Annotated in this window: 17 protein-coding genes; 9 read left to right on the top strand and 8 right to left on the bottom strand. The window is 44.6% G+C overall.

The annotated features are described in order from the left end of the window. Positions 1-183: 183 nt before the first annotated feature. From thsA to L6E24_RS06940, 5 genes are all read right to left on the bottom strand, one after another. Positions 184-1,764 carry a thermosome subunit alpha gene (thsA, locus tag L6E24_RS06960; RefSeq protein ID WP_257741271.1) on the bottom strand — a complete coding sequence of 527 codons (1,581 nt, stop codon included), beginning with the start codon at positions 1,762-1,764 and terminating at the stop codon, positions 184-186. 262 nt (positions 1,765-2,026) lie between these two features. Continuing rightward, positions 2,027-2,488: a chemotaxis protein CheW gene (locus L6E24_RS06955; protein ID WP_257741270.1), complete on the bottom strand. Its 462-nt coding sequence runs from the start codon at positions 2,486-2,488 to the stop codon at positions 2,027-2,029. 37 nt (positions 2,489-2,525) lie between these two features. Beyond that, a complete protein-coding gene (locus L6E24_RS06950; protein WP_257743999.1) occupies positions 2,526-3,134 on the bottom strand; it encodes an orotate phosphoribosyltransferase-like protein in 609 nt (202 codons plus the stop codon). A gap of 21 nt (positions 3,135-3,155) precedes the next feature. Then, the gene (locus tag L6E24_RS06945; protein ID WP_257741269.1) at positions 3,156-3,608 is read right to left on the bottom strand and encodes an NOB1 family endonuclease; all 453 of its coding nucleotides are present in this window, start codon (positions 3,606-3,608) and stop codon (positions 3,156-3,158) included. 152 nt (positions 3,609-3,760) lie between these two features. Beyond that, positions 3,761-4,606, bottom strand: coding sequence for a ribose-phosphate diphosphokinase (locus L6E24_RS06940; RefSeq protein WP_257741268.1), 846 nt, complete (start codon positions 4,604-4,606; stop codon positions 3,761-3,763). Positions 4,607-4,688: 82 nt separating this feature from the next. Between L6E24_RS06940 and lonB the strand changes: the two genes are divergently transcribed. Genes lonB through L6E24_RS06920 form a run of 4 tightly spaced genes read left to right on the top strand, consistent with a single transcriptional unit; the run spans position 4,689 to position 9,736 of the window. Then, positions 4,689-6,788 carry an ATP-dependent protease LonB gene (lonB, locus tag L6E24_RS06935; protein ID WP_257741267.1) on the top strand — a complete coding sequence of 700 codons (2,100 nt, stop codon included), beginning with the start codon at positions 4,689-4,691 and terminating at the stop codon, positions 6,786-6,788. Between the two features lie 48 nt (positions 6,789-6,836). Then, positions 6,837-8,168: a TldD/PmbA family protein gene (locus L6E24_RS06930; protein ID WP_257741266.1), complete on the top strand. Its 1,332-nt coding sequence runs from the start codon at positions 6,837-6,839 to the stop codon at positions 8,166-8,168. Further along, positions 8,161-9,462, top strand: a complete 1,302-nt coding sequence (locus L6E24_RS06925; RefSeq protein WP_257743967.1) for a TldD/PmbA family protein — start codon at positions 8,161-8,163, stop codon at positions 9,460-9,462. The genes L6E24_RS06930 and L6E24_RS06925 overlap by 8 nt, the downstream gene beginning before the upstream one ends. A gap of 19 nt (positions 9,463-9,481) precedes the next feature. Then, positions 9,482-9,736, top strand: a complete 255-nt coding sequence (locus tag L6E24_RS06920; protein ID WP_257743966.1) for a pro-sigmaK processing inhibitor BofA family protein — start codon at positions 9,482-9,484, stop codon at positions 9,734-9,736. A 131-nt stretch (positions 9,737-9,867) separates the two neighbouring features. On the opposite strand, the gene L6E24_RS06915 is transcribed toward L6E24_RS06920, so the two are convergent. The 3 genes from L6E24_RS06915 to L6E24_RS06905 all read right to left on the bottom strand — a co-directional run bounded on the left by L6E24_RS06915 (position 9,868) and on the right by L6E24_RS06905 (position 11,645). Then, on the bottom strand, positions 9,868-10,023 hold the full coding sequence (locus L6E24_RS06915) for a type II toxin-antitoxin system HicB family antitoxin (RefSeq protein WP_257743998.1): 156 nt from the start codon (positions 10,021-10,023) through the stop codon (positions 9,868-9,870). A 96-nt stretch (positions 10,024-10,119) separates the two neighbouring features. Further along, positions 10,120-10,818 (bottom strand): KaiC domain-containing protein, encoded by a 699-nt coding sequence (locus tag L6E24_RS06910; RefSeq protein WP_257743965.1) that lies wholly within the window; start codon positions 10,816-10,818, stop codon positions 10,120-10,122. Continuing rightward, on the bottom strand, positions 10,815-11,645 hold the full coding sequence (locus L6E24_RS06905; RefSeq protein WP_257743964.1) for an RAD55 family ATPase: 831 nt from the start codon (positions 11,643-11,645) through the stop codon (positions 10,815-10,817). Before L6E24_RS06905 ends, L6E24_RS06910 begins: the two co-directional genes overlap by 4 nt. 238 nt (positions 11,646-11,883) lie before the next feature. Here L6E24_RS06905 and L6E24_RS06900 point away from each other — a divergent pair, with 238 nt between their 5' ends. The 5 genes from L6E24_RS06900 to L6E24_RS06880 all read left to right on the top strand — a co-directional run bounded on the left by L6E24_RS06900 (position 11,884) and on the right by L6E24_RS06880 (position 18,699). After that, positions 11,884-14,532, top strand: a complete 2,649-nt coding sequence (locus tag L6E24_RS06900) for a type II/IV secretion system ATPase subunit (protein WP_257743963.1) — start codon at positions 11,884-11,886, stop codon at positions 14,530-14,532. Further along, on the top strand, positions 14,529-16,472 hold the full coding sequence (locus tag L6E24_RS06895; protein WP_257743962.1) for a type II secretion system F family protein: 1,944 nt from the start codon (positions 14,529-14,531) through the stop codon (positions 16,470-16,472). The genes L6E24_RS06900 and L6E24_RS06895 overlap by 4 nt, the downstream gene beginning before the upstream one ends. 212 nt (positions 16,473-16,684) lie before the next feature. Further along, positions 16,685-17,269 (top strand): flagellin, encoded by a 585-nt coding sequence (locus L6E24_RS06890; RefSeq protein ID WP_257743961.1) that lies wholly within the window; start codon positions 16,685-16,687, stop codon positions 17,267-17,269. Between the two features lie 167 nt (positions 17,270-17,436). Then, entirely contained in the window at positions 17,437-18,333 is an 897-nt protein-coding gene (locus tag L6E24_RS06885; RefSeq protein ID WP_257743960.1) for a cation diffusion facilitator family transporter, read from the top strand. 213 nt (positions 18,334-18,546) lie between these two features. Continuing rightward, a complete protein-coding gene (locus L6E24_RS06880) occupies positions 18,547-18,699 on the top strand; it encodes a hydrogenase maturation nickel metallochaperone HypA (RefSeq protein ID WP_257743997.1) in 153 nt (50 codons plus the stop codon).

The following is an 18,699-nucleotide window of genomic DNA, read 5'->3' as shown; positions in this document are numbered from 1 at the left end:
TATATATGAGTGAAATAAAGCAGGTTATACCCTTTAACTCCCGGGTTTTAACACAGAAAAATAAGTTAGTGCCTATTAATTGCGTGGTGCATGACAGGTTGCTTCATGCAGAGTCTGAAAAGTTCTGATTCGTAAAAGGGCTTGCAGTGAATAAAAAAGGATAAAATTTATTTCTGTTTATTTTTACATCTGGGAGCCGGACTTTGAGATCAGCATGTCATCAACACGGATGAGCAGTGATGCTGTCTCAGCAGCGCTCTCGATTGCCTGCCTCTTGACACGCATTGGCTCAATTACACCTGCGTCATACATATTTGAGATCTTTCCGGTGAACACATTGATTCCGGCATACTTCTCGCCTTTTGAATGTGCTGCCTTAAGGTCAACAAGTATATCAATTGAATCAAGTCCTGAGTTTTCTGCAAGTGTCTCAGGAATTGTCTCAAAGATGTTTGAGAATGCCTCAACTGCGATCTGAATCCTTCCGCCGATTGTGGAAGCATATTCACGCAGTTTTAAGTGAATTTCAGTATCGATTGCTGCTGCACCAACGACATATTTGCCGTCCTCAAGGGCATCCATAACAACTCTTGCTGCATCATAAACCGCACGCTCAAGTTCATCAACATAGATCTGGTTAGATCCCTTGACTAAAATTGTGACTGTGTGGCCGTTTGTGCATCCGGTGAACTTTGTAACCTTGATGTCCTTCATCTCTTCAACAACTTCTGCATTTCCAAGAACTGCCTCTTCAAGGTCATCAACAGTGTTTACAATTGTTCCTGAGAGTGCACGTGCGAATGCTTTCATATCCTTCTCAGGTACATCCTGAATTGCAAGAATGTCATGGCGTGCGAGATAGTACTGGACTGAATCTGCAATTCCCTTCTGGCAGAGAAGAACATTTGCGCCCGATGCACTGATCCTGTCAGCCATTCCTTTGAGTGTCTCCTTCTCCTGTTCAGAGAATGCCTCAAGCTGCTGTGAGGATGTGATCTTAATCTTTGATTTTGTCTCAGTCTTGGCTATCTCAAGAGGCTTTAGCAGAAGTGCAATCTTTGCATTCTCAACCCTCTTTGGCATACCATTATCACAGCGGGTCTTATCAATCAAAAATCCTGTAATAAGTTCTGCTGACTCAAGACTGTCTCCGATGACGGTCTTGATCCTGACATCATCCTCATCAACTGAGAACTTTCCATTTTCCTCTGTTGCAACTTCACAGACTGCATCAACAACAATCTTTGTGATGGTCTCTTTCATTGATTCAATTGACTTTCCGGTAACGGCGGTTGCTGCAACCTTTGTTAACAGATCAATATCCTTTCCTTCTGCAACGATTGCATTATCTTCAAGGATTTCAAGAGCCTTCTGCATTGCAAGTGTATATCCCTTTGCGATTACTGTCGGATGAATACCCTTTGCAATAAGCCTCTGTGCCTCTTCCATCAGTGCGCCGATGAGAATTGATGCAGTTGTTGTACCGTCACCAACTTCATTGTCCTGTGTTTCAGCAACGGCAATAACCATCTTCGCAGCCGGATGTTCAACTGCAAGCTCATGGAGAATTGTTGCGCCGTCGTTTGTGATTACCACATCACCTGATGGTGAAACGAGCATCTTGTCCATTCCGCGTGGACCAAGGGTTGTTCTTACTGCCTCTGCAATGGCTTTGCATGCCATGATATTGGAGTTCTGTGCCTCCCTTCCCTTTGTGACTTCTACATTGTCACGTAAAATTACAATTGGTTGATTTCCTATCATATGCAGATACTCCTGTTTAAGATCTTCCATAAATGTAGAATTGTGGTTCTATATATAATTTGCGATGGGTCGCTGACAGATTTCGGGCTTACCTGTTTCGTAATGATGTCCTGACTGTTATCCGGAAAAACTGTCTGGATTATCATTTATTGCCTTTTACTCTCTTTAAAGAGTAATTTTCACACGATTAAACTGACAGTACTTCATAACCCTGAAAATATTTTATTCAGGATAAGGCATAAGAATACTGATGAAAAAAGGATTATTCCTCTTTCAGGGTATTAAGAATCAGCCCGAGATCAATCCAGATTATAAGCTCAGTCTTCTCCTCGCCATCGAGATCAGACCTCTCCTTAATAATTCCCCTGACATATGCCTCTTTTGAGAATGCAGAGTCCATCTGATCAATGGTATTTTCATCCACCTGAATGACAGAGTGGACATTGTCAACGATAATTCCAAGATTTGAACCGCCTGAGGTGTCAGACATCAGCACTATAATCTTCTGGTTTTCCTGGTCCTCATTCTCAGGAAGGGCGAGGATTTCATTGAGTTTAATTATGTTTGTAATTTCACCCCTTAAATTGATGATTCCTGCAATATGCGGCGGTGCCCTGGGGACGGGTGTTATCGGCATCATCTCAACGATCTCTCTTGCCAGATGTATGTCAAGTGCGTATAATGTTTCGCCGATCTCAAAGACCACCACATCAATAATTGCCATAATTTCTCCTTATTTTAATCGTATTTATCGGTTTTTATCAGTCGATTCTCTCAATCTTCACAAGTGATATGAGGGGTACGCCATCTATCTCCTTAATACCAAGTTTATTGAAGAGGACGAGAATCGCAACCGGATTTCCGCCGTGACTTTTAATATATGAGACTGTTTCGGTCACGGTCTTGCCGCTTGTGATGACATCATCGACAATTATACAGTTCTTGTTTGACACATCGGCAAAACTGCTGTTGAGGGAACCTGCCGGATTCTGACCCGCAGCATGTTTTTTCGGGTGAAACATTGTAAAGAGACAGTTCTCCTCTGCGGCAATGAAGGTTGCAAGCGGAATTCCGGAATGTGCAATCCCGATTACAACTTCCGGAGGGCAGTAATCTTCCCCGGCATCGTCCTTGGAGTAGTAATACCGTTTAATCATCATTACTGCGGAATCCTTCAACATATCAGCATGACCGCTTATGGCAGACCAGTCGATTAAAACATCCTTTGGTGCTTCACTGCCTTTCTGCTGTGTTAAAAGCCAGGTGACTGTCTCTGCGGATAGACTTAGTTCATCTGCAATCTGGCTTGTGCTTCTTCCTTCTGAATGCAGCATCTTCGCTTTGCTGACAAGTTCTTCAAGGGATGACATAAGAATAGGATTTGTTTTCAATCATTTAAGCTTTCTTTTTATCTCTGATCCACAGACATCACATATCCCTGCATCTTTGGCATATCTTCCGCATCCTATGCACCTGTATTTCCACTTTCTGAGTTTTGGTCTTCTCTGCTGGATTGGATTTACCTGGATTCCAAGGTACTGGGCAGTATTTGATACTGCAAAGTCATCGGTTGCAAGCTCAGCCTTCTTCTCAATCGCAAGTGCAATGACATCAAGGTCAGTCTCAGACAGCACGGTGATGTCCTTTGTCTTCTCCGCACCCTTCCTTGCGAGCGCAAGGGATTCTGCCGAAGGCGATTCTACCGATACCATGTTCTGGCTGAGGGTATCAAACCGGCATTTTGACCTGAAATCCTTCAGTTCACAGAGTACTGAAGGGGGAATCATTGCCCTCTCATTGAGCGGAATGTCAGTAAAAAAGAATGATGAGTCAAGAATTATCATAATGTTGTCCGGCCTGAATATTTTTTGATTTAGTATATTTTCCCTGAATTTGCCGTTTTAATCAGGCAGATTGTATCTCCGGAAATTACCGGCATTCCGGTACATTTCTCTCTATTCATGCCTTTCTCTCCGGCTTATTCTCTGAAATTGTCTTACTTCCGGAGTGCATCAGCTATGCACTGCGCCGCCGAGATGACACTTGATGCTGACTCAATCGTATCGGCTGATACAACGGATTTAAGCCCGGAAGAACAGAGCTTTGAGTAGCCGCCCTTGGCAAATACACCGTGGACACATGCTGCGTGAACTCCGGCTGCCCCCTGATTCATAAGCATTGAAGCCGCGTTTGCAAGTGTGCCTCCGGTTGCGATGATGTCATCAACAAAGACGACCTCTCTTCCCTTAGCCTCAACCGTCTTTGGTTCAATCCTGACTTCAGTCCCTGAAAGCCTTGTTTTTACAAGATGGTCACTGTCCCATCCGTTTTCACCGGCAACAGCCTTTGCAAATTCTGCCGCACCGCCGTCAGGGCCAAGGATCAGGGGATTTTCAAGGCCGAGTTCCTTTATATACCTGCCCATATATGGTGCAAGGGAGAGGTTTTCTGCATCTGTATCAAAGAAATTAAGCACTGACTCTTCATGGATATTTATTGTATATATCTTTGAGACATTACGTGACAGTGCGCCTGCAATCGCCCGACTGCTGACAGGCTCACCCTCATGGAATTTTTTGTCCTGTCTTGCATATCCCATATACGGAATGACAAGAGTGATCTCTGCCCCTTCGCACGCATCTATTAAGAGAAGAAGCTGCACAAAGGAATCACTGTCAACTATGCTCCCGATTATAGTTATCTCGTTACCAATGCCTTCTGCCCTCAGAAAAAGTTCTCCGTCAGGGAATTTTCGAAACTCAACCGGCAGCAGCTCCGCACCTAAAATCCCGGCTGTTTTTGCCGCGAGAACCTGTGATTTTTCATTTCCGATTATCTTCATCTCAATTACCTGTTCTGGAAAGTACTTAAACTATCACAAAGAATCATTTAAGAACTATCGCTTATGTGAGGTTAACCAGTTAATGGATAAAGACGATAAAATAAATCCCAATATTGATGATGTCTCTCCTGAGGTCAATAATCAGGGTGGAGCAGGGGAATCTCCGTCACCTGCCGAAACCAAAGGGAGCATAAATCAGGATAATAACAAGACAATAACAGACAATCCCAATGTATCAGTTGTAGGTTCAGAAGATATTCCGGAGGAGAAGGCAGAAGATCCAAAGATCAAGCCGGAGGATATTGAGCTTGAAAGCCTCAACTCATCCTCTGAGATAGAGGTGCCTGAAAAGCTCATTGATCAGGTAATTGGACAGGAGCATGCAGTAGAGGTCATAAGGAAGGCTGCCATCCAGAGGCGGCATGTCATGATGATCGGGACACCGGGTACTGGCAAATCAATGCTTGCAAAGGCAATGGCCGAACTCCTCCCGAAAGAGGAGATGCAGGACATACTTGTATATCCAAATTCCGAAGACTCAAATAACCCGATAATCCGGTCAGTAAAAGCCGGAAGAGGCAAGGAGATAGTTGCTGCCCACAAAGCGGAGGCGAAGAAGAGGGCGCAGACGAGAAATACCCTCATCATGATTCTTATCTTCGGAATTATGGGCTATGCGATAATTACCGGACAGCTGCTGATGGGTATCATCGGTGCTGCCTTCATATTCATGGCACTACAGTATTCAAGGCCGAAAGAAGAGGCAATGGTGCCAAAACTTCTCGTCTCCAACACTCCTGACAGCACAGCACCATATATTGACGGAACAGGATCGCATGCAGGTGCACTTCTCGGTGATGTCAGGCACGATCCGTTCCAGTCCGGCGGACTTGAGACCCCGGCGCATGACCGTGTTGAAGCCGGAGCTATTCACAAGTCCAACAAGGGTGTGCTCTTCGTGGATGAGATCAATACTCTGACTCCTCATTCACAGCAAAACCTGCTTACAGCCCTTCAGGAGGGTGAGTTCTCAATCACCGGGCAGAGTGAGCGTTCAAGCGGTGCAATGGTCAAGACCGAACCTGTGCCCTGCAGTTTCATAATGATTGCGGCCGGAAACCTCGATGCCATGGAGGGCATGCACCCGGCACTGCGTTCAAGGATCAGAGGCTATGGTTATGAGGTATATATGCAGGATACCATGCCTGACACGCCTGAAAACCAGAAGAAGTTCATCACATTCGTTGCCCAGGAAGTCAAGAACGACGGCAAGATACCTCCGTTTGACAGATCCGCAATCGAGGAGATTATGAGGGATGCCAGAAGAAGAAGCAACCGCAAGGGTCATCTGACACTCAAGCTTCGTGACATCGGTGGTCTTATCAGGGTTTCCGGTGATATGGCACGACAGGATAATTCCGAGATCACAACTGCTGAGCATGTCTTAAGGGCAAAAGAGATTGCAAAGTCTGTTGAAGACCAGATCTCAGATGAATATACCAGAAGAAGCCGTGAGTATGACCTTACAATAGTAGAAGGAACTGCGGTCGGCAGGGTCAACGGACTTGCAGTCGTTGGTCATGACTCCGGTCAGGTCCTCCCGATAATGGCTGAGGCAACCCCTACACAGAGCGCAACCGGCAATGTTATCGCAACCGGACTGTTAAAGGAGATTGCACAGGAGTCAATCAAAAATGTCAGTGCAATATTAAAGAAGTTCACTGGCAAGGACATCCGGAATATGGATATTCATATCCAGTTCATAGGGACATACAATGGTGTTGAGGGTGACTCTGCTTCAGTCAGTGTTGCAACCGCTGTTATCAGTGCAATTGAGAATATTCCTGTCAGGCAGGATGTTGCAATGACCGGCTCACTCTCTGTAAGGGGTAATGTCCTGCCAATAGGCGGTGCAACCTACAAGATTGAGGCTGCTGCAAAGGCCGGTATAAAGACGGTCATTATTCCGAAATCAAACCTTGATGATGTATTAATTGAGGACAGATACAGGGATATGGTGGAGATAATTCCGGTCAGCACAATAGAGGAGGTGCTTGAGATCGCTCTTGTGCCTGAGAAGAAGGAGGATTTCATGGAGAAACTTAACAAACTTGCAAATATGAAACCCTCTGAATTCATAGAATCAATATCCGGTAATATTGCCTCTTCAACCGGACTCTGAATTAATTTCAGCCAATTTTTTTATTTTTAAAGATACAGGTGATCCTGAATGGAAGAACCAAGATATTATGATATAAGGCATACTGCGGGCACTTCCACACATATTGATATCGACAATGGTGTGGTGGAGTCTGCGGGGACATCGTTTTTTGATACTGCAATTCTGCGTGTGCTTGGGAGTCACGGGTGGGGAATTGTAACTATTGACAATTACAGTGCAAAGAGCAGAAAGGAGAAGGACGAGTACATCAGCCAGGCACTCCGCCACGCAATGGTAACTGTGGAGGATGTAGCACTCGGCGATGCCAGATCCGGAATTCTGCCAATGCCCGCAATGAAGGAAGATCCGGCATCAGTCCCCTTAGAGGAGAAATGCTCCCTTCTCTCTGGCATAGAGTCACAGGCGAGAAAGGTGGATGGTATTGTAAGCACCCGTGCCGGATATTCCGAAGGGTCAGGCACTGTCTCTTTTGAAAACTCTTCCGGCGCTGAATTTTCATATGCAATCTGCCGGTCAGGATACTCCATATCAGCGGTTGCAGGACGAAACGGCGTTATGCAGGCTGCAAGGGAGAGTGAGCATACAATCTCCGGCTTAAATCTCCGGCATAAGGAGGATATGGGTGCAAAGGCGGCTGAGAGGGCAGTTGCACTTCTGGATGCCTCTCCGGCGAAGGGCGGCAAAATGAATGCTGTTCTTGACCAGCAGCTTGCAGGCGTATTTGCACATGAGGCAATCGGGCATGCCAGTGAGGGTGACCTTGTTAAAGAGGGCATCTCGGTTATTAAGGGAATGATCGGCGAGTGTATAGGCAGCCCGAATCTGACTGTTGTCGATGATCCTACTCTGCATGAATTCGGATTTATGCCGGTGGATTCAGAGGGTGTTCTTCCGGTGAGATCCGAAATCATCAAAGAGGGTGTTTTAAGTGCATATCTTCACAACCGGCAGACACTTGCCGTTGTCGGTGATGGTGATGCCGGACATGCAAGGGGGCAGGCAGGCGAGGTTCCGCTTGTCAGAATGAGCAATACATTCATAGAGAGCGGTGACTCCTCGTATGACGAGATAATTTCGGAGTGCAGAAACGGAATTCTTCTCAAAGGCTCACGCGGCGGCCAGGTAGACCCCGGAAGGGGGGTTTTCCAGTTCAATGCAGAATATGGCTACGTGATAGAGAACGGGGAATTATCAAAGATGGTCAGGGATGTCTCTCTTTCGGGTGATATCTTAAAGACTATGCATAATATTGCTCTCTGTGGCAATGATAAAAAGATGACTCCGGGATACTGTGGCAAAGGAGGTCAGAGCGTTCCGGTTACCGACGGTTCGCCTCATATTCTGCTCAAAGACGCTGTGGTAGGTGGTTGCGGTGAATGAAGATAAAATAAGAGGCCTTTCTGAACTTATCATAAAGGCGGGGAATAAATGCGCTGATGAGGTTGAGATATTCTTAGCCGGAGGCAGTGGTGTTGTGACACAGCTTAAGGGCGATCTCATAGGTGAGGCCGGAGGATCTGAGTCATTCGGCATCGGCATCCGGCTGATTAAAGACGGAAAGATTGGCTCCTCTACAACAGGCAACCCTGAGAGATGGCAGGAATGCCTTGCTGCCGCTGAAGCGAGTGCAAAACTTGCGACAGGACAGAAGTGGGAGGGCCTTCCTTCTCCTGTACCTCTAAGCGATATAGATCTGGATATTTTTGACAGTTCGTTAAAGCCCGATATTTCAGCTGCTTCCTCCTTAATTGAGGAGATGAAAGAGGGTGCATCTGAATTTGATGTGAATATTGCAGGCGGAGGTTCATCTTTTGGTACCGGATACTCCGTAATCGTAAATTCGGAGGGTGTCTTTTATTCACGTGAGAAGAGCCGGGTTTCGGTCTCTCTTGAGGCAATCTCCGGGACATCCACCGGTTATGAATTTGACTCGGCCTGTTTTAATGACAGGATTGATGCAAAGGAGACCGGAAAGCAGGCTGCATTTCTTGCTGCACACTCAGTTGATGCAGAGGAGATTGAATCGGGGCAGTATGATGTAATCTTCTCACCTATAGCATTCAGTCAGATTCTGGGATCAGTTCTTCTGCCATCTTTTTCCGGCAGAAACGTCCATTCCAACCGGTCCTTCCTTGCCGGAAAAATGGGTGAGCAGGTCTTTGATGAATGCCTCTGCATATATGACGACCCTACGGACGGACAGGGGAGCACACTCCTTGATGCAGAGGGTGTCCCGACACGCAGAATTGATTTTGTGGAGGAAGGTGTCCTGAAATCCTTTGCATATGATTTAAAGACTGCATACAGGTACGGTGAGGAGTCCACCGGAAGTGCAAAGAGGGGCGGTGCCGGCGGACTGCCATCAATCGGGATGCATAATCTGCATGTTGACGGTAAGAGGAGCAATGTTTTTGATGAGAAGGCACTCTATGTTCAGGATGTCGTAGGTGCACACACTGCAAATGCAATTACCGGTGATTTCTCACTTGAACTGTCAAATACATCCTGGATGGAGTCCGGCGAGTATGGCAGTGCTGTACGGTCGGCTATGGTATCCGGAAATTTCTTTGAGATGATGAAGGATATTGCAGGACTGTCAGAGTCTTCAAGAGAGATTGGCTCATCTAAAATTCCATCGGTTAGGTTTAATGGCATACAGATAATAGGAAAGTAACTATGAGTGGAGTGAAATTATGATTGGAACAATAATTACAATTCTGATTGCAGTCGGGATTGTATTCTTCATCTGGTATATGCTGAAGAATGTAACAACCCTGATAATCAACTCAATTGTGGGAATAATCACCCTGATAGTTGTGAGTCAGTTTGGAATCTTAGGCATGGAGACCTTTAAGGTAACATGGGCATCCGTTATAATCTGTGCAATAGGCGGACTTCCGGGTGCGATACTCTTAATCCTCTTCAATGCTGTTGGAATTGCTGTATAATTGGAGTTATCTCCGGTTTTCACATAATCCAAAAATGTCCTTTTTTTAAAAACAGTCTGAATGGTTATATTCTGAATATCAGTTCTACGCTTTGATTTTAGAGCATCAAAAGAGGGGTTCTGTTCATATAATCATCCTGATATTTCCATAATGTTCAGGCTGATATGATCTATTTTCGGAATTTTCTGACCGGATTTTATGATATCTTCGAGATGATGATTTATGGCATCCTCGATATTTATGAGTGCCTCCCCATAAGTTTCGCCCTGAGCATAGCATCCCTGAATGGTGGGTAAATGGGCAAAATGTCCGTATTCAGCCTTCTTAATTATGATACTGTACTGAGTTATTGTTAATTTTTATTGGTGTGAAATTCCGGAACGTCAGAATATCCCTGCCTCTGAATATACATTGACCTTGTCTTCCATTATCTCGTAAGGCTTGATCTCTCTTGAGTGGTTTGAGCGCCTCATCTTTACCACTTCAACTGCTGTATGTACTTCTGAGAGATCAGAGGGGCGTATGTATCTGAGAATTACTACAGTGTCGGCGAGATATTCAACAAGGCCGTATTTGCTTGAGAAGAAATCACCTTTTTCAGACTCCGTTGTCATAACGTAAGTGCATTCCAGTTTTCTGAGTAACTCAAAGAGCCTGAACATCTCCTTTCTTCTGAGCGCTTCGTCATCAAAAAGCCCTTCAAAGAGGGATATAGGATCAATTACAACCCGCTTTGCATTGACACTCTTTATTAGTTCAGGGAGTTCGTTCTTTATGCTGTTTATGGATATATTGAAATCAGTCGGGTCAAGCTTGAGAATGAAGAATGATTTGTCCTTGTATGGTGCGATGTCATAACCCCGGTCATCAATCTTTTCATATATTATATCGGCATCTTCCTCAAGACTGATAAAGACTCCCGGTTCATCATTTTTCAGACCTTCATAGAGAAATTCAAGGGCAAAGGTTGTCTTACCTGTACCATATGTCCCGATTATGGTGCATATACTCTCTTTTATCATCCCTCCGCCCATCATCTCATCAAGGCCCGGAATTCCCATAAAAATTCTCTCTTTATTCATATAACCACCCTGATATTGCTGACTTCAAAGCCTGCCTCAGGTGATATTTTTACCCCGAATTTTACAAGGTCGTTCTCCTCAAGGTGAGGCATAACTCCGGCAAACTTCTCAAAGAACATAATTCTCTGGCGTTTCCTGCCGGAACTTTCTTCCCATGAGAAGTTTACAAGTGCATCGCAGCAGTCTGCAACCTCCATGAATTTCTGTTCCGGAAGTATGCCTTCTGATATGAGGATCATAATTGTAGAATTCCATTTCTTTGAAATTCTCTGTAGTCCTCTTAAAAATCCGACAATCTCCTTCCATTCAGTGGGGGTTGAAAATCCTGTTGCGACGTCAGATATTGCATCTATGACTATTAGGCTTCTACTTGGCAGATCATTCAGTTTTGCCGCAAGTGCTCCTATCAGGCTGTCATCGGTTGATCTCTTCTGAAATCTCTCAAGTATGGTTGAGTCAGAGTACCATCCGGTTGGCACTATTGTCGATTCAAAATATATTTCGGAGAGGTCTATAAATTTTATACTCTCCTCAATACCTTCTATCAGGTCTTTTTTGAATGAGAGACTGATCTCCTTTAATATTGATGATGAAAGCCTTGTGAATGTTATATAGGCAATCTCTTCAGGGAGTATGGCATTCTTTGGATTCTGTCCTGTCTTTTTCATATTTCCAAGGAATATGACTGAACTGTACACAAATTCCCTGTTCCCCGACCCCTGGGTGCCTGAAAGAAGAACTACTGATCCCGGAGGAATTCCACCATCCAGTACCGGGTCAAGCGAGGAAATTCCGGTTGGCATTCTCTCTGCCGTAACCTCTTCCATAATAATTAACTAATAGGCGGTTTTTTATCTAAATATTGTGTTTGTAGATCTGAGATGGACTCCTGTGATGTATGTTGGTAATCTATGCCTGTTCTTTCGGGAAATTCGTATGAATAGTTCAGTTCTTTATTACGGGGCAACAAAATAGATTATATACCAGTTAATTGTAATTGAAGTTATCAGATAAGCCTGCAATATCATATTAATTATTTCAGCATAAAGGGAGAAGGTGTAAGGTTTGGCATTTAAATGGTTTAAAAAGGAAAAAAAGAATTCTGAAAAGAAAGAGGAAGATATTAAGCTGAGTGACCTTTTAAGCCGGACTTCCGGCAAAGCAGATGTTAAAGAGGTATCCGGTTCTGACCCAAAAAATTCAGAAGGCATAACTGAGACACCGGATTATGACCTGTCTGAATCCGCAACTGAGGGTGAAAAGACCGGAAATTCTCCGGAAGGGGTGGGTAGTCCTGAAATGTTTGAATTTGAGAATCTCTCAGAATCTGCCGGTTATGATGCCGTTGAAATTCCATCCTCATCTCCTGCACCCTCCGATCCTGTGTGGCCTGTAATTACGGGTAAGCCTGTGGATTCCGGGAAATCTTCCGGAACAATTTCCGGTTCTGACACTGAAGAATCTGTTATATCTACGGAATCTCCGGAGACCTCCATCTCTCCGGAAATCCCGGAGTCTGATGCTGAGGAATTTTCTGAGTCTTCACCTGAACCGGTTGTGGAGGGTGATAGTGATGTTTCAGCTGCCGTTCCTGCTGCTGTTCTCCCTGCTGGCTCTTACCCTGAAATGGTCCCTGACCCTGTCTCCGGTGCTTCTGTTTCCTCTGTTGAGCCTTCCGTCTCTCCCCCTTCTGAGTCTTCACCTGAACCGGTTGTGGAGGGTGATAGTGATGTTTCAGCTCCTGCTGCTGATGCTCTTCCTTCTGATGTTACTTCTCCTGAAAGCCTGCCTGACCCTGTCTCTGTTGCCGCTGCTGAGCCTTCCGGAATTGATGATGGCAGTCCTTCCGACAATGCGGATGCAGTGCCTGCCGGAGAGCCTCCTGAATCTTCATCAGAAATCCCGTCAGAAGAGATTACTCCGGTTATAAGGGAGGAAAATCCTGCTGAAGCCGCTGTATTTATTCCGGGTGGCAAAAAAACCCTTTCAGTTCCTGAAATTGCACCGGAAGATTTGGGCATGGAAAAAGATGCCGTTAAAGGTAAGAAAATATCATTTGGGGGATTTTTCGGGAGAAAAAAGATGTCTGATCATAAAAAATCTCTTCTCAGTACCCAAGAAGGCGAAAAACCGGCAAAAAAAGGTTTATTATCAGGCATTGGAGTCTCAAAATCAGAGCCTGTAAGGTTTTACAATCCTGAAACCGATGAGCCTCTCCTTGATGCTAAAATTCCGGAAGGCTACGAAGAGATTGAGAGTTACTGGATACAGGAGGGAATGTCAAAGGTCATCATTGCAAAAAACCTCGTATCCGGCTTAAATGAATATCTTCTCTTTGAACCCTGGCTTACTGAGTTTGAGCGAGAACTTATAGAAAGGCTTTACGAGGATATGCGCGATGTCCTGATTCTGACAGATGACGATCTGTTAAAGGAGAGAGATGTTGTTCTGATGGAAAAGAAGGCAGATTTGCTGAAAGAGTACCGTGTTGTCCTTGAGGATAAAGCCCTCTTTAAACTCCAGTATTACCTGATCAGAAATTTCCTGGGGTGGTCAAAGCTTGAACCTCTGATAAAAGATCCAAACATTGAGGATATATCCTGTGACGGTGCAGATATTCCCATTTTTCTCTACCACAGGAGGTACCACAATGTAAAGACAAACCTGAGGTTTGAGGAGGAGATGCTCTACTCCCTTGCAATAACCCTGGCCCAGAGGTCCGGCAAGCACATCTCGGTATCTCAGCCCATGCTTGACGCGACAATGCCTGACGGCTCCAGGCTTCAGCTGACACTTGGAAAAGAGGTTACAAGCCGCGGGACATCTTTTACAATCAGAAAGTTCAGGGAGGTGCCTTTCACCCCGGTTGAACTGATTGAACTTAATACCTTCAGCATAGATGAACTGGTATATTTCTGGCTTGGAATTGAGAACAACAAAAGCCTTCTCTTTGTCGGGGGAACGGCAAGTGGTAAGACAACATCTCTCAATGCCGTATCCCTCTTCATTCCTCCGATTGCGAAGATTGTCAGCATTGAGGATACAAGGGAGATTACACTCTATCATGACAACTGGATTGCGAGCGTTACAAGAGAATCCGTAAGCGAGTCAAACGCTTCAAAGATTGATATGTTTGACCTCTTAAAGGCTGCAATGAGGCAGAGGCCTGAATACATCCTCGTTGGAGAGGTGAGGGGCATGGAGGCTCAGACCCTCTTTCAGGCGATGAACACCGGACATACGACCTTCTCGACACTTCACGCAAATAATGTCGATGCTGCCATACACAGGCTTGAGAATCCTCCTTTAAATGTTCCCCGTAATATGGTTCAGGCGCTCGATGTCGTGAGCATCCAGTCCCTCATCTACAGGGGGCAGGACAGGGTGAGGCGGTCAATGGAGATTGTTGAAATAATTGGAATTGACGCTTCAACCGGGAGCATGAGAGTCAATACTGTTTTTGAATATGATCCTATCACTGATCAGCACAATTACAAGGGGAGATCGCAGGTTTATTCTCATATAATGGAGGTGCGAGGATGGAGTAATCAGGAGATGTCTGAAGAGGTTGAAAAAAGGATCAGGATACTTGATGCAATGCATGACCAGGGTATGAGGGATTATATATCATTTACAAGGGTTGTGCAGTCCTATGCGATAAATCCGGGGAAGGTTCTTGAAAATCTTGCTGACCTGAAGAAGGCACTGATATGATAATTGACAGATATGTTGACCGGAAAATTTCGCGGAACAAGGATGCCTATCTCACGCTGCACGGCGATCTGGTATCATCAAGAAGCGGGATCACTCTGCACCGTTTTCTCTATTATGCAATCATAGTGTCACTCTGTGCCGGATTTGCGCTTGGTGTTGCAGGATATCTGATATCTTCCCTTATCTTTATTCCGGGAGTTCAGCTTCAGATATACAATGTCTTTAATCTCCCCGCTCCTGATTTTTCTTTTCTGGGGGATATACGCCTTTATGTTGGAATTCTGGCATTTCTGGTTGCTTTTCTTTTCGGGACGGTTTTCTCATATTTTGTCATGCTGAGTTATCCCGGCATGCAGAAGAGGGCACGGGCCACCAAGATCAATCTCACACTGCATAATGCAGTATCATACCTCTATGCCATGAGAAGGGGTGGTGCAGAACTTCTCACTGTTTTTAAATCCATATCTGACAATGCTGACATTTATGGTGAGGTTGCAGTTGAATTCAGGCAGGTTGTAAGGGATGCCGAGTATTTCGGCCTTGATATTATTGCTGCCCTCAGAAATCTAAGCCTTACAACCCCATCCGAGAAATTTAAGGATTTCCTTGAGGATCTGATTTCGGTGATAAACAGCGGTGGGAATGTCTCCACTTATCTTGAAAGCCGCGTGCGTCTCTATCAGGATGAGGCAAGGTTTGAGCAGAAGCAGTTCTTATCACTGCTTCAGATGGTGGCTGAGAGTTATGTGACTGTTTTTGTGGCGGGCCCTCTCTTTCTGATAATTATTATGGTTGTGATGGGTATGGTCGGCAGCTCCGCCACCCTTCAGCTTACAGGAATCACCTATCTTCTGCTTCCGATAGGTGCGATAATGTTTATGCTCTTTCTGGATATGGTCAGCATAAAGGATGAGAAGGTTGAAAAATTTGAAAAAGCAACCGAGCTGAAGGTATTTTCTGATGTGGGGACCATCAGTATTCCCGGTGGTGAAGAGGAGAAATTTAAGGACCTTGAAAAATATGAACGTTCCAGGAAAATTAAGGGATTCTTAAAAGATCCTCTGAAATGGTTTGAAGACGGATCTGAGCGTATTCTTTATATATCTGTCCCGCTGGCAGTAATTTATCTGATTTTTTTATTCCTGAACACGCCGCATTATACAGATGCTGAGATCTATTATGCAGTTATTGACGATCATTTAATCATTGCACTTCTTATTATTCTTCTGCCCTATGCTGTATTTGTTGAGCTGTGGAGAAAGAGAGTGAGGAGCATTGAGGGGAGCACCCCTGATTTTCTTGACCGGCTTGCCGGAATTAACAGGGTAGGTATGACTATTGCCGGAGCAATCGGGATACTTGTCAGGGCCAACCTCGGCCTGATCTCATACGAGATTAGGAGAATCAAGAGGGATATCGACTGGGGCGCGAGTGTAAATGATGCCCTTTACAGGTTTGAGAAGAGGATAAAGACTGCAACCATTGCAAGAACGGTTACTCTTATCACGAAGGCCAGTGAGATGAGCGGGGACATTGGTGAGGTGTTAAATATTGCATCCAGTGATGCGAGAATGACAGAGACCCTTAAAAAAGAGAGGACCGGAGAGATGTTCATCTATACGGTCATCATTTATCTGGCATTCTTTGTCTTTGTCTTTGTAGTCTCTGTTCTGAATACAAATTTCCTCTCTATTATAGAAAATATGGCTGAAACCGGTGCATCAGGAGCGGAAATAGCTTCATCGGGTGGTGCTTTTTCACAGACATCCACAATGGCGGTTGATTCATTCAGGAGGCTTATGTATCACACATGCCTGATACAGGCGTTATTCTCCGGACTTATAGCTGGACAGATGGGTGAAGGTTCTGTTAAAGCCGGAATTAAGCATGCTGTCCTTCTTCTGCTTGTCGCGCTTATAATATTCAATATCTTCATCTGATTTTTTGCGGAGTGAACAGGCAGGAGGTTCAAGACTTTACTTTAGTCGTTGATTATTCTGGTTTCTGCCTGCTTGTTGATAATTTTTTGAATGTGAGGGACTGAAAAAAAATTGTCACACTCAAAACTACTATATACCATTTTTTGCAATAGTAACGTAGATATCTACGAAATGCTGTCTTATGTCTGGCGGCAGTCTGGTTTGTGTTGGTAATGCGGGCAAATTCTGAAGCTTTTACTGGCCTTGAGGCCGCAATAGTCCTGATTGCATTTGTAGTTGTGGCTTCGGTCTTCTCTTTTGCCATGATCGGGGCAGGCTACTTTACAACACAGACGACGGAGAGGGTGCTTTACTCCACCATTTCACAGACCGGCTCCACTCCTGTTCTTCTTGGCAATCTGCATGGGATTAAACAGGATGGGGTTGACGGGATAGGTGCAATACGTTTCAATGTCGGAATTTCATCGGGGGCAAACCCTATAGCTTTTGAAAATATGGTTCTGACGTACAGTACCACTGATTATCTGAGAACATATGATCAGAATGATCCGTTTTATGACAGTACAATGATAGACGAGGGTTACTGGGGCATTATTGATATTAAACCGTCAACTGCGGCGGATGACACATTTCTTGAGGCCAATGAGGTATATACTGTATATCTCAATCTGACTGATGGTGAGGAGCTTGATCCCGGACAGGACTTCAGGATTCAGATGAACTCTCCCAAAACCACGACATTTATCATTCACAGAAGAGCACCCTGGGGAATTGACAATATAAATGTCCTGTCATAACAGAGCACAATAGGATCTTTCAGTGATGTGTAAAAATATGAATCAGACAATTCCGGTTCAGATAAACTGAAGAGGGAATTTTTCATTAAGAGTGATTGGGCATAACTGATTTTTCAGAGAGTGCCCATAACAGTTATATCCGGATTCTTGTGAGGTTTTTTTAATATATGAATGGTATTCAGAATTCTGATGAGGTAAATGAGAGAAAAAAGAATGTTGCTGCTCTTTCAGTTATTTCTAACTCAGTTCTGGTTATATTTAAGCTGATTGCCGGAATTTCAATTGGATCGATCGGTATCATCTCTGAGGCCATCCATTCCGGAATTGACCTCATTGCTTCGGGGATTGCTTTCTTATCTGTAAAAAAATCAGGCAGGCCTCCGGATGAATGTCACGCATACGGCCATGGCAAGTATGAGGACATCTCAGGGATGGTAGAGGCGCTTTTGATCTTTGCAGCCGCAGGAATAATTCTCTGGGAAGCCCTTCAGAAACTTGTATTTGGCGGAGAGCCAATCTCGGAGGAATTTCTGGCTGTGGGTATCGTTGTAATGCTCATCTCGGCCTGTGCAAACTGGTTTGTCTCTTCAAAATTATTTGAGGTTGCAGATGCTACCGGTTCTATTGCTCTTGAAAGTGATGGCTGGCATCTGAGAACTGATGTTTATACATCCCTTGGTGTCTTTGCCGGCCTGATTCTCATAAAGATAACCGGGCTTGAGATAATTGATCCGTTAATTGCGGTGGGAATTTCGCTGATAATTATCCATACTGCTTACGGTCTTGTTAAGAGGTCATTCTGGGATTTAACCGATAAATCCCTGCCGCCTGAGGATACTCAGGAAATAGAGAGTATTATTCTTCAGAACTGTGGTGAATCATGCAGTTACACCAGAGTCAGGACAAGAAGATCAGGCCCTGACAGGCATGTTGAGTTTGACCTTATTGTTCCTCCGGATATGGATGTAGCCAGTGCGCATGCCCTCACTGAAAAGATTGAGGATCATTTCTACCGGCATTACGGCCGGGTTTATGTCACCATTCATATCGAGCCGGATAATTAGGAGGGAAAGGACTGATTTCTGCCTCTTATGTTCCGGATATATACTGCCGTTTCTCTCCGGCAGCATATTAATTCTCTGGTGATGCCCGAATGCACTCTGTTTTTTTTACTGTGAATTGACTGTTTATGCTTTATTCCGGGTTATTTCTGCTATATATGTCTGTTTCAGTTTTTTTAAAAACATTTATCCGGTGTCCTGTTCATAGTGAGATTCATGTGTTCTGTAGGCGGCCCAATGGATGTTGAACTTGCTGAGCGTCTCAAAGGCAAAAAATACCGCTGCAATGACTGCGGTACAACATTTGAGGCGGTAGGTAAACATCCGGTATGCCCATCATGCCAGTCTGAAAATGTGACTCTGGTATGA

Origin of the sequence: Methanoplanus endosymbiosus (assembly GCF_024662215.1) — an archaeon.
Classification (GTDB): Archaea; Halobacteriota; Methanomicrobia; order Methanomicrobiales; family Methanomicrobiaceae; genus Methanoplanus; species Methanoplanus endosymbiosus.
Note: the sequence above shows the minus strand (reverse complement) of the source record. Positions and strands in the feature narration are given on the sequence as shown.

Bases quoted from the DNA above. Each gene is read 5' to 3' on its own strand.
- thsA (WP_257741271.1), bottom strand. From the start codon at position 1,764: ATGATAGGAAATCAACCAATTGTAATTTTACGTGACAATGTAGAAGTC.
- L6E24_RS06955 (WP_257741270.1), bottom strand. From the start codon at position 2,488: ATGGCAATTATTGATGTGGTGGTCTTTGAGATCGGCGAAACATTATAC.
- L6E24_RS06950 (WP_257743999.1), bottom strand. From the start codon at position 3,134: ATGTCATCCCTTGAAGAACTTGTCAGCAAAGCGAAGATGCTGCATTCA.
- L6E24_RS06945 (WP_257741269.1), bottom strand. From the start codon at position 3,608: ATGATAATTCTTGACTCATCATTCTTTTTTACTGACATTCCGCTCAAT.
- L6E24_RS06940 (WP_257741268.1), bottom strand. From the start codon at position 4,606: ATGAAGATAATCGGAAATGAAAAATCACAGGTTCTCGCGGCAAAAACA.
- lonB (WP_257741267.1), top strand. From the start codon at position 4,689: ATGGATAAAGACGATAAAATAAATCCCAATATTGATGATGTCTCTCCT.
- L6E24_RS06930 (WP_257741266.1), top strand. From the start codon at position 6,837: ATGGAAGAACCAAGATATTATGATATAAGGCATACTGCGGGCACTTCC.
- L6E24_RS06920 (WP_257743966.1), top strand. From the start codon at position 9,482: ATGATTGGAACAATAATTACAATTCTGATTGCAGTCGGGATTGTATTC.
- L6E24_RS06910 (WP_257743965.1), bottom strand. From the start codon at position 10,818: ATGAATAAAGAGAGAATTTTTATGGGAATTCCGGGCCTTGATGAGATG.
- L6E24_RS06905 (WP_257743964.1), bottom strand. From the start codon at position 11,645: ATGGAAGAGGTTACGGCAGAGAGAATGCCAACCGGAATTTCCTCGCTT.
- L6E24_RS06895 (WP_257743962.1), top strand. From the start codon at position 14,529: ATGATAATTGACAGATATGTTGACCGGAAAATTTCGCGGAACAAGGAT.
- L6E24_RS06890 (WP_257743961.1), top strand. From the start codon at position 16,685: ATGCGGGCAAATTCTGAAGCTTTTACTGGCCTTGAGGCCGCAATAGTC.
- L6E24_RS06885 (WP_257743960.1), top strand. From the start codon at position 17,437: ATGAATGGTATTCAGAATTCTGATGAGGTAAATGAGAGAAAAAAGAAT.
- L6E24_RS06880 (WP_257743997.1), top strand. From the start codon at position 18,547: ATGTGTTCTGTAGGCGGCCCAATGGATGTTGAACTTGCTGAGCGTCTC.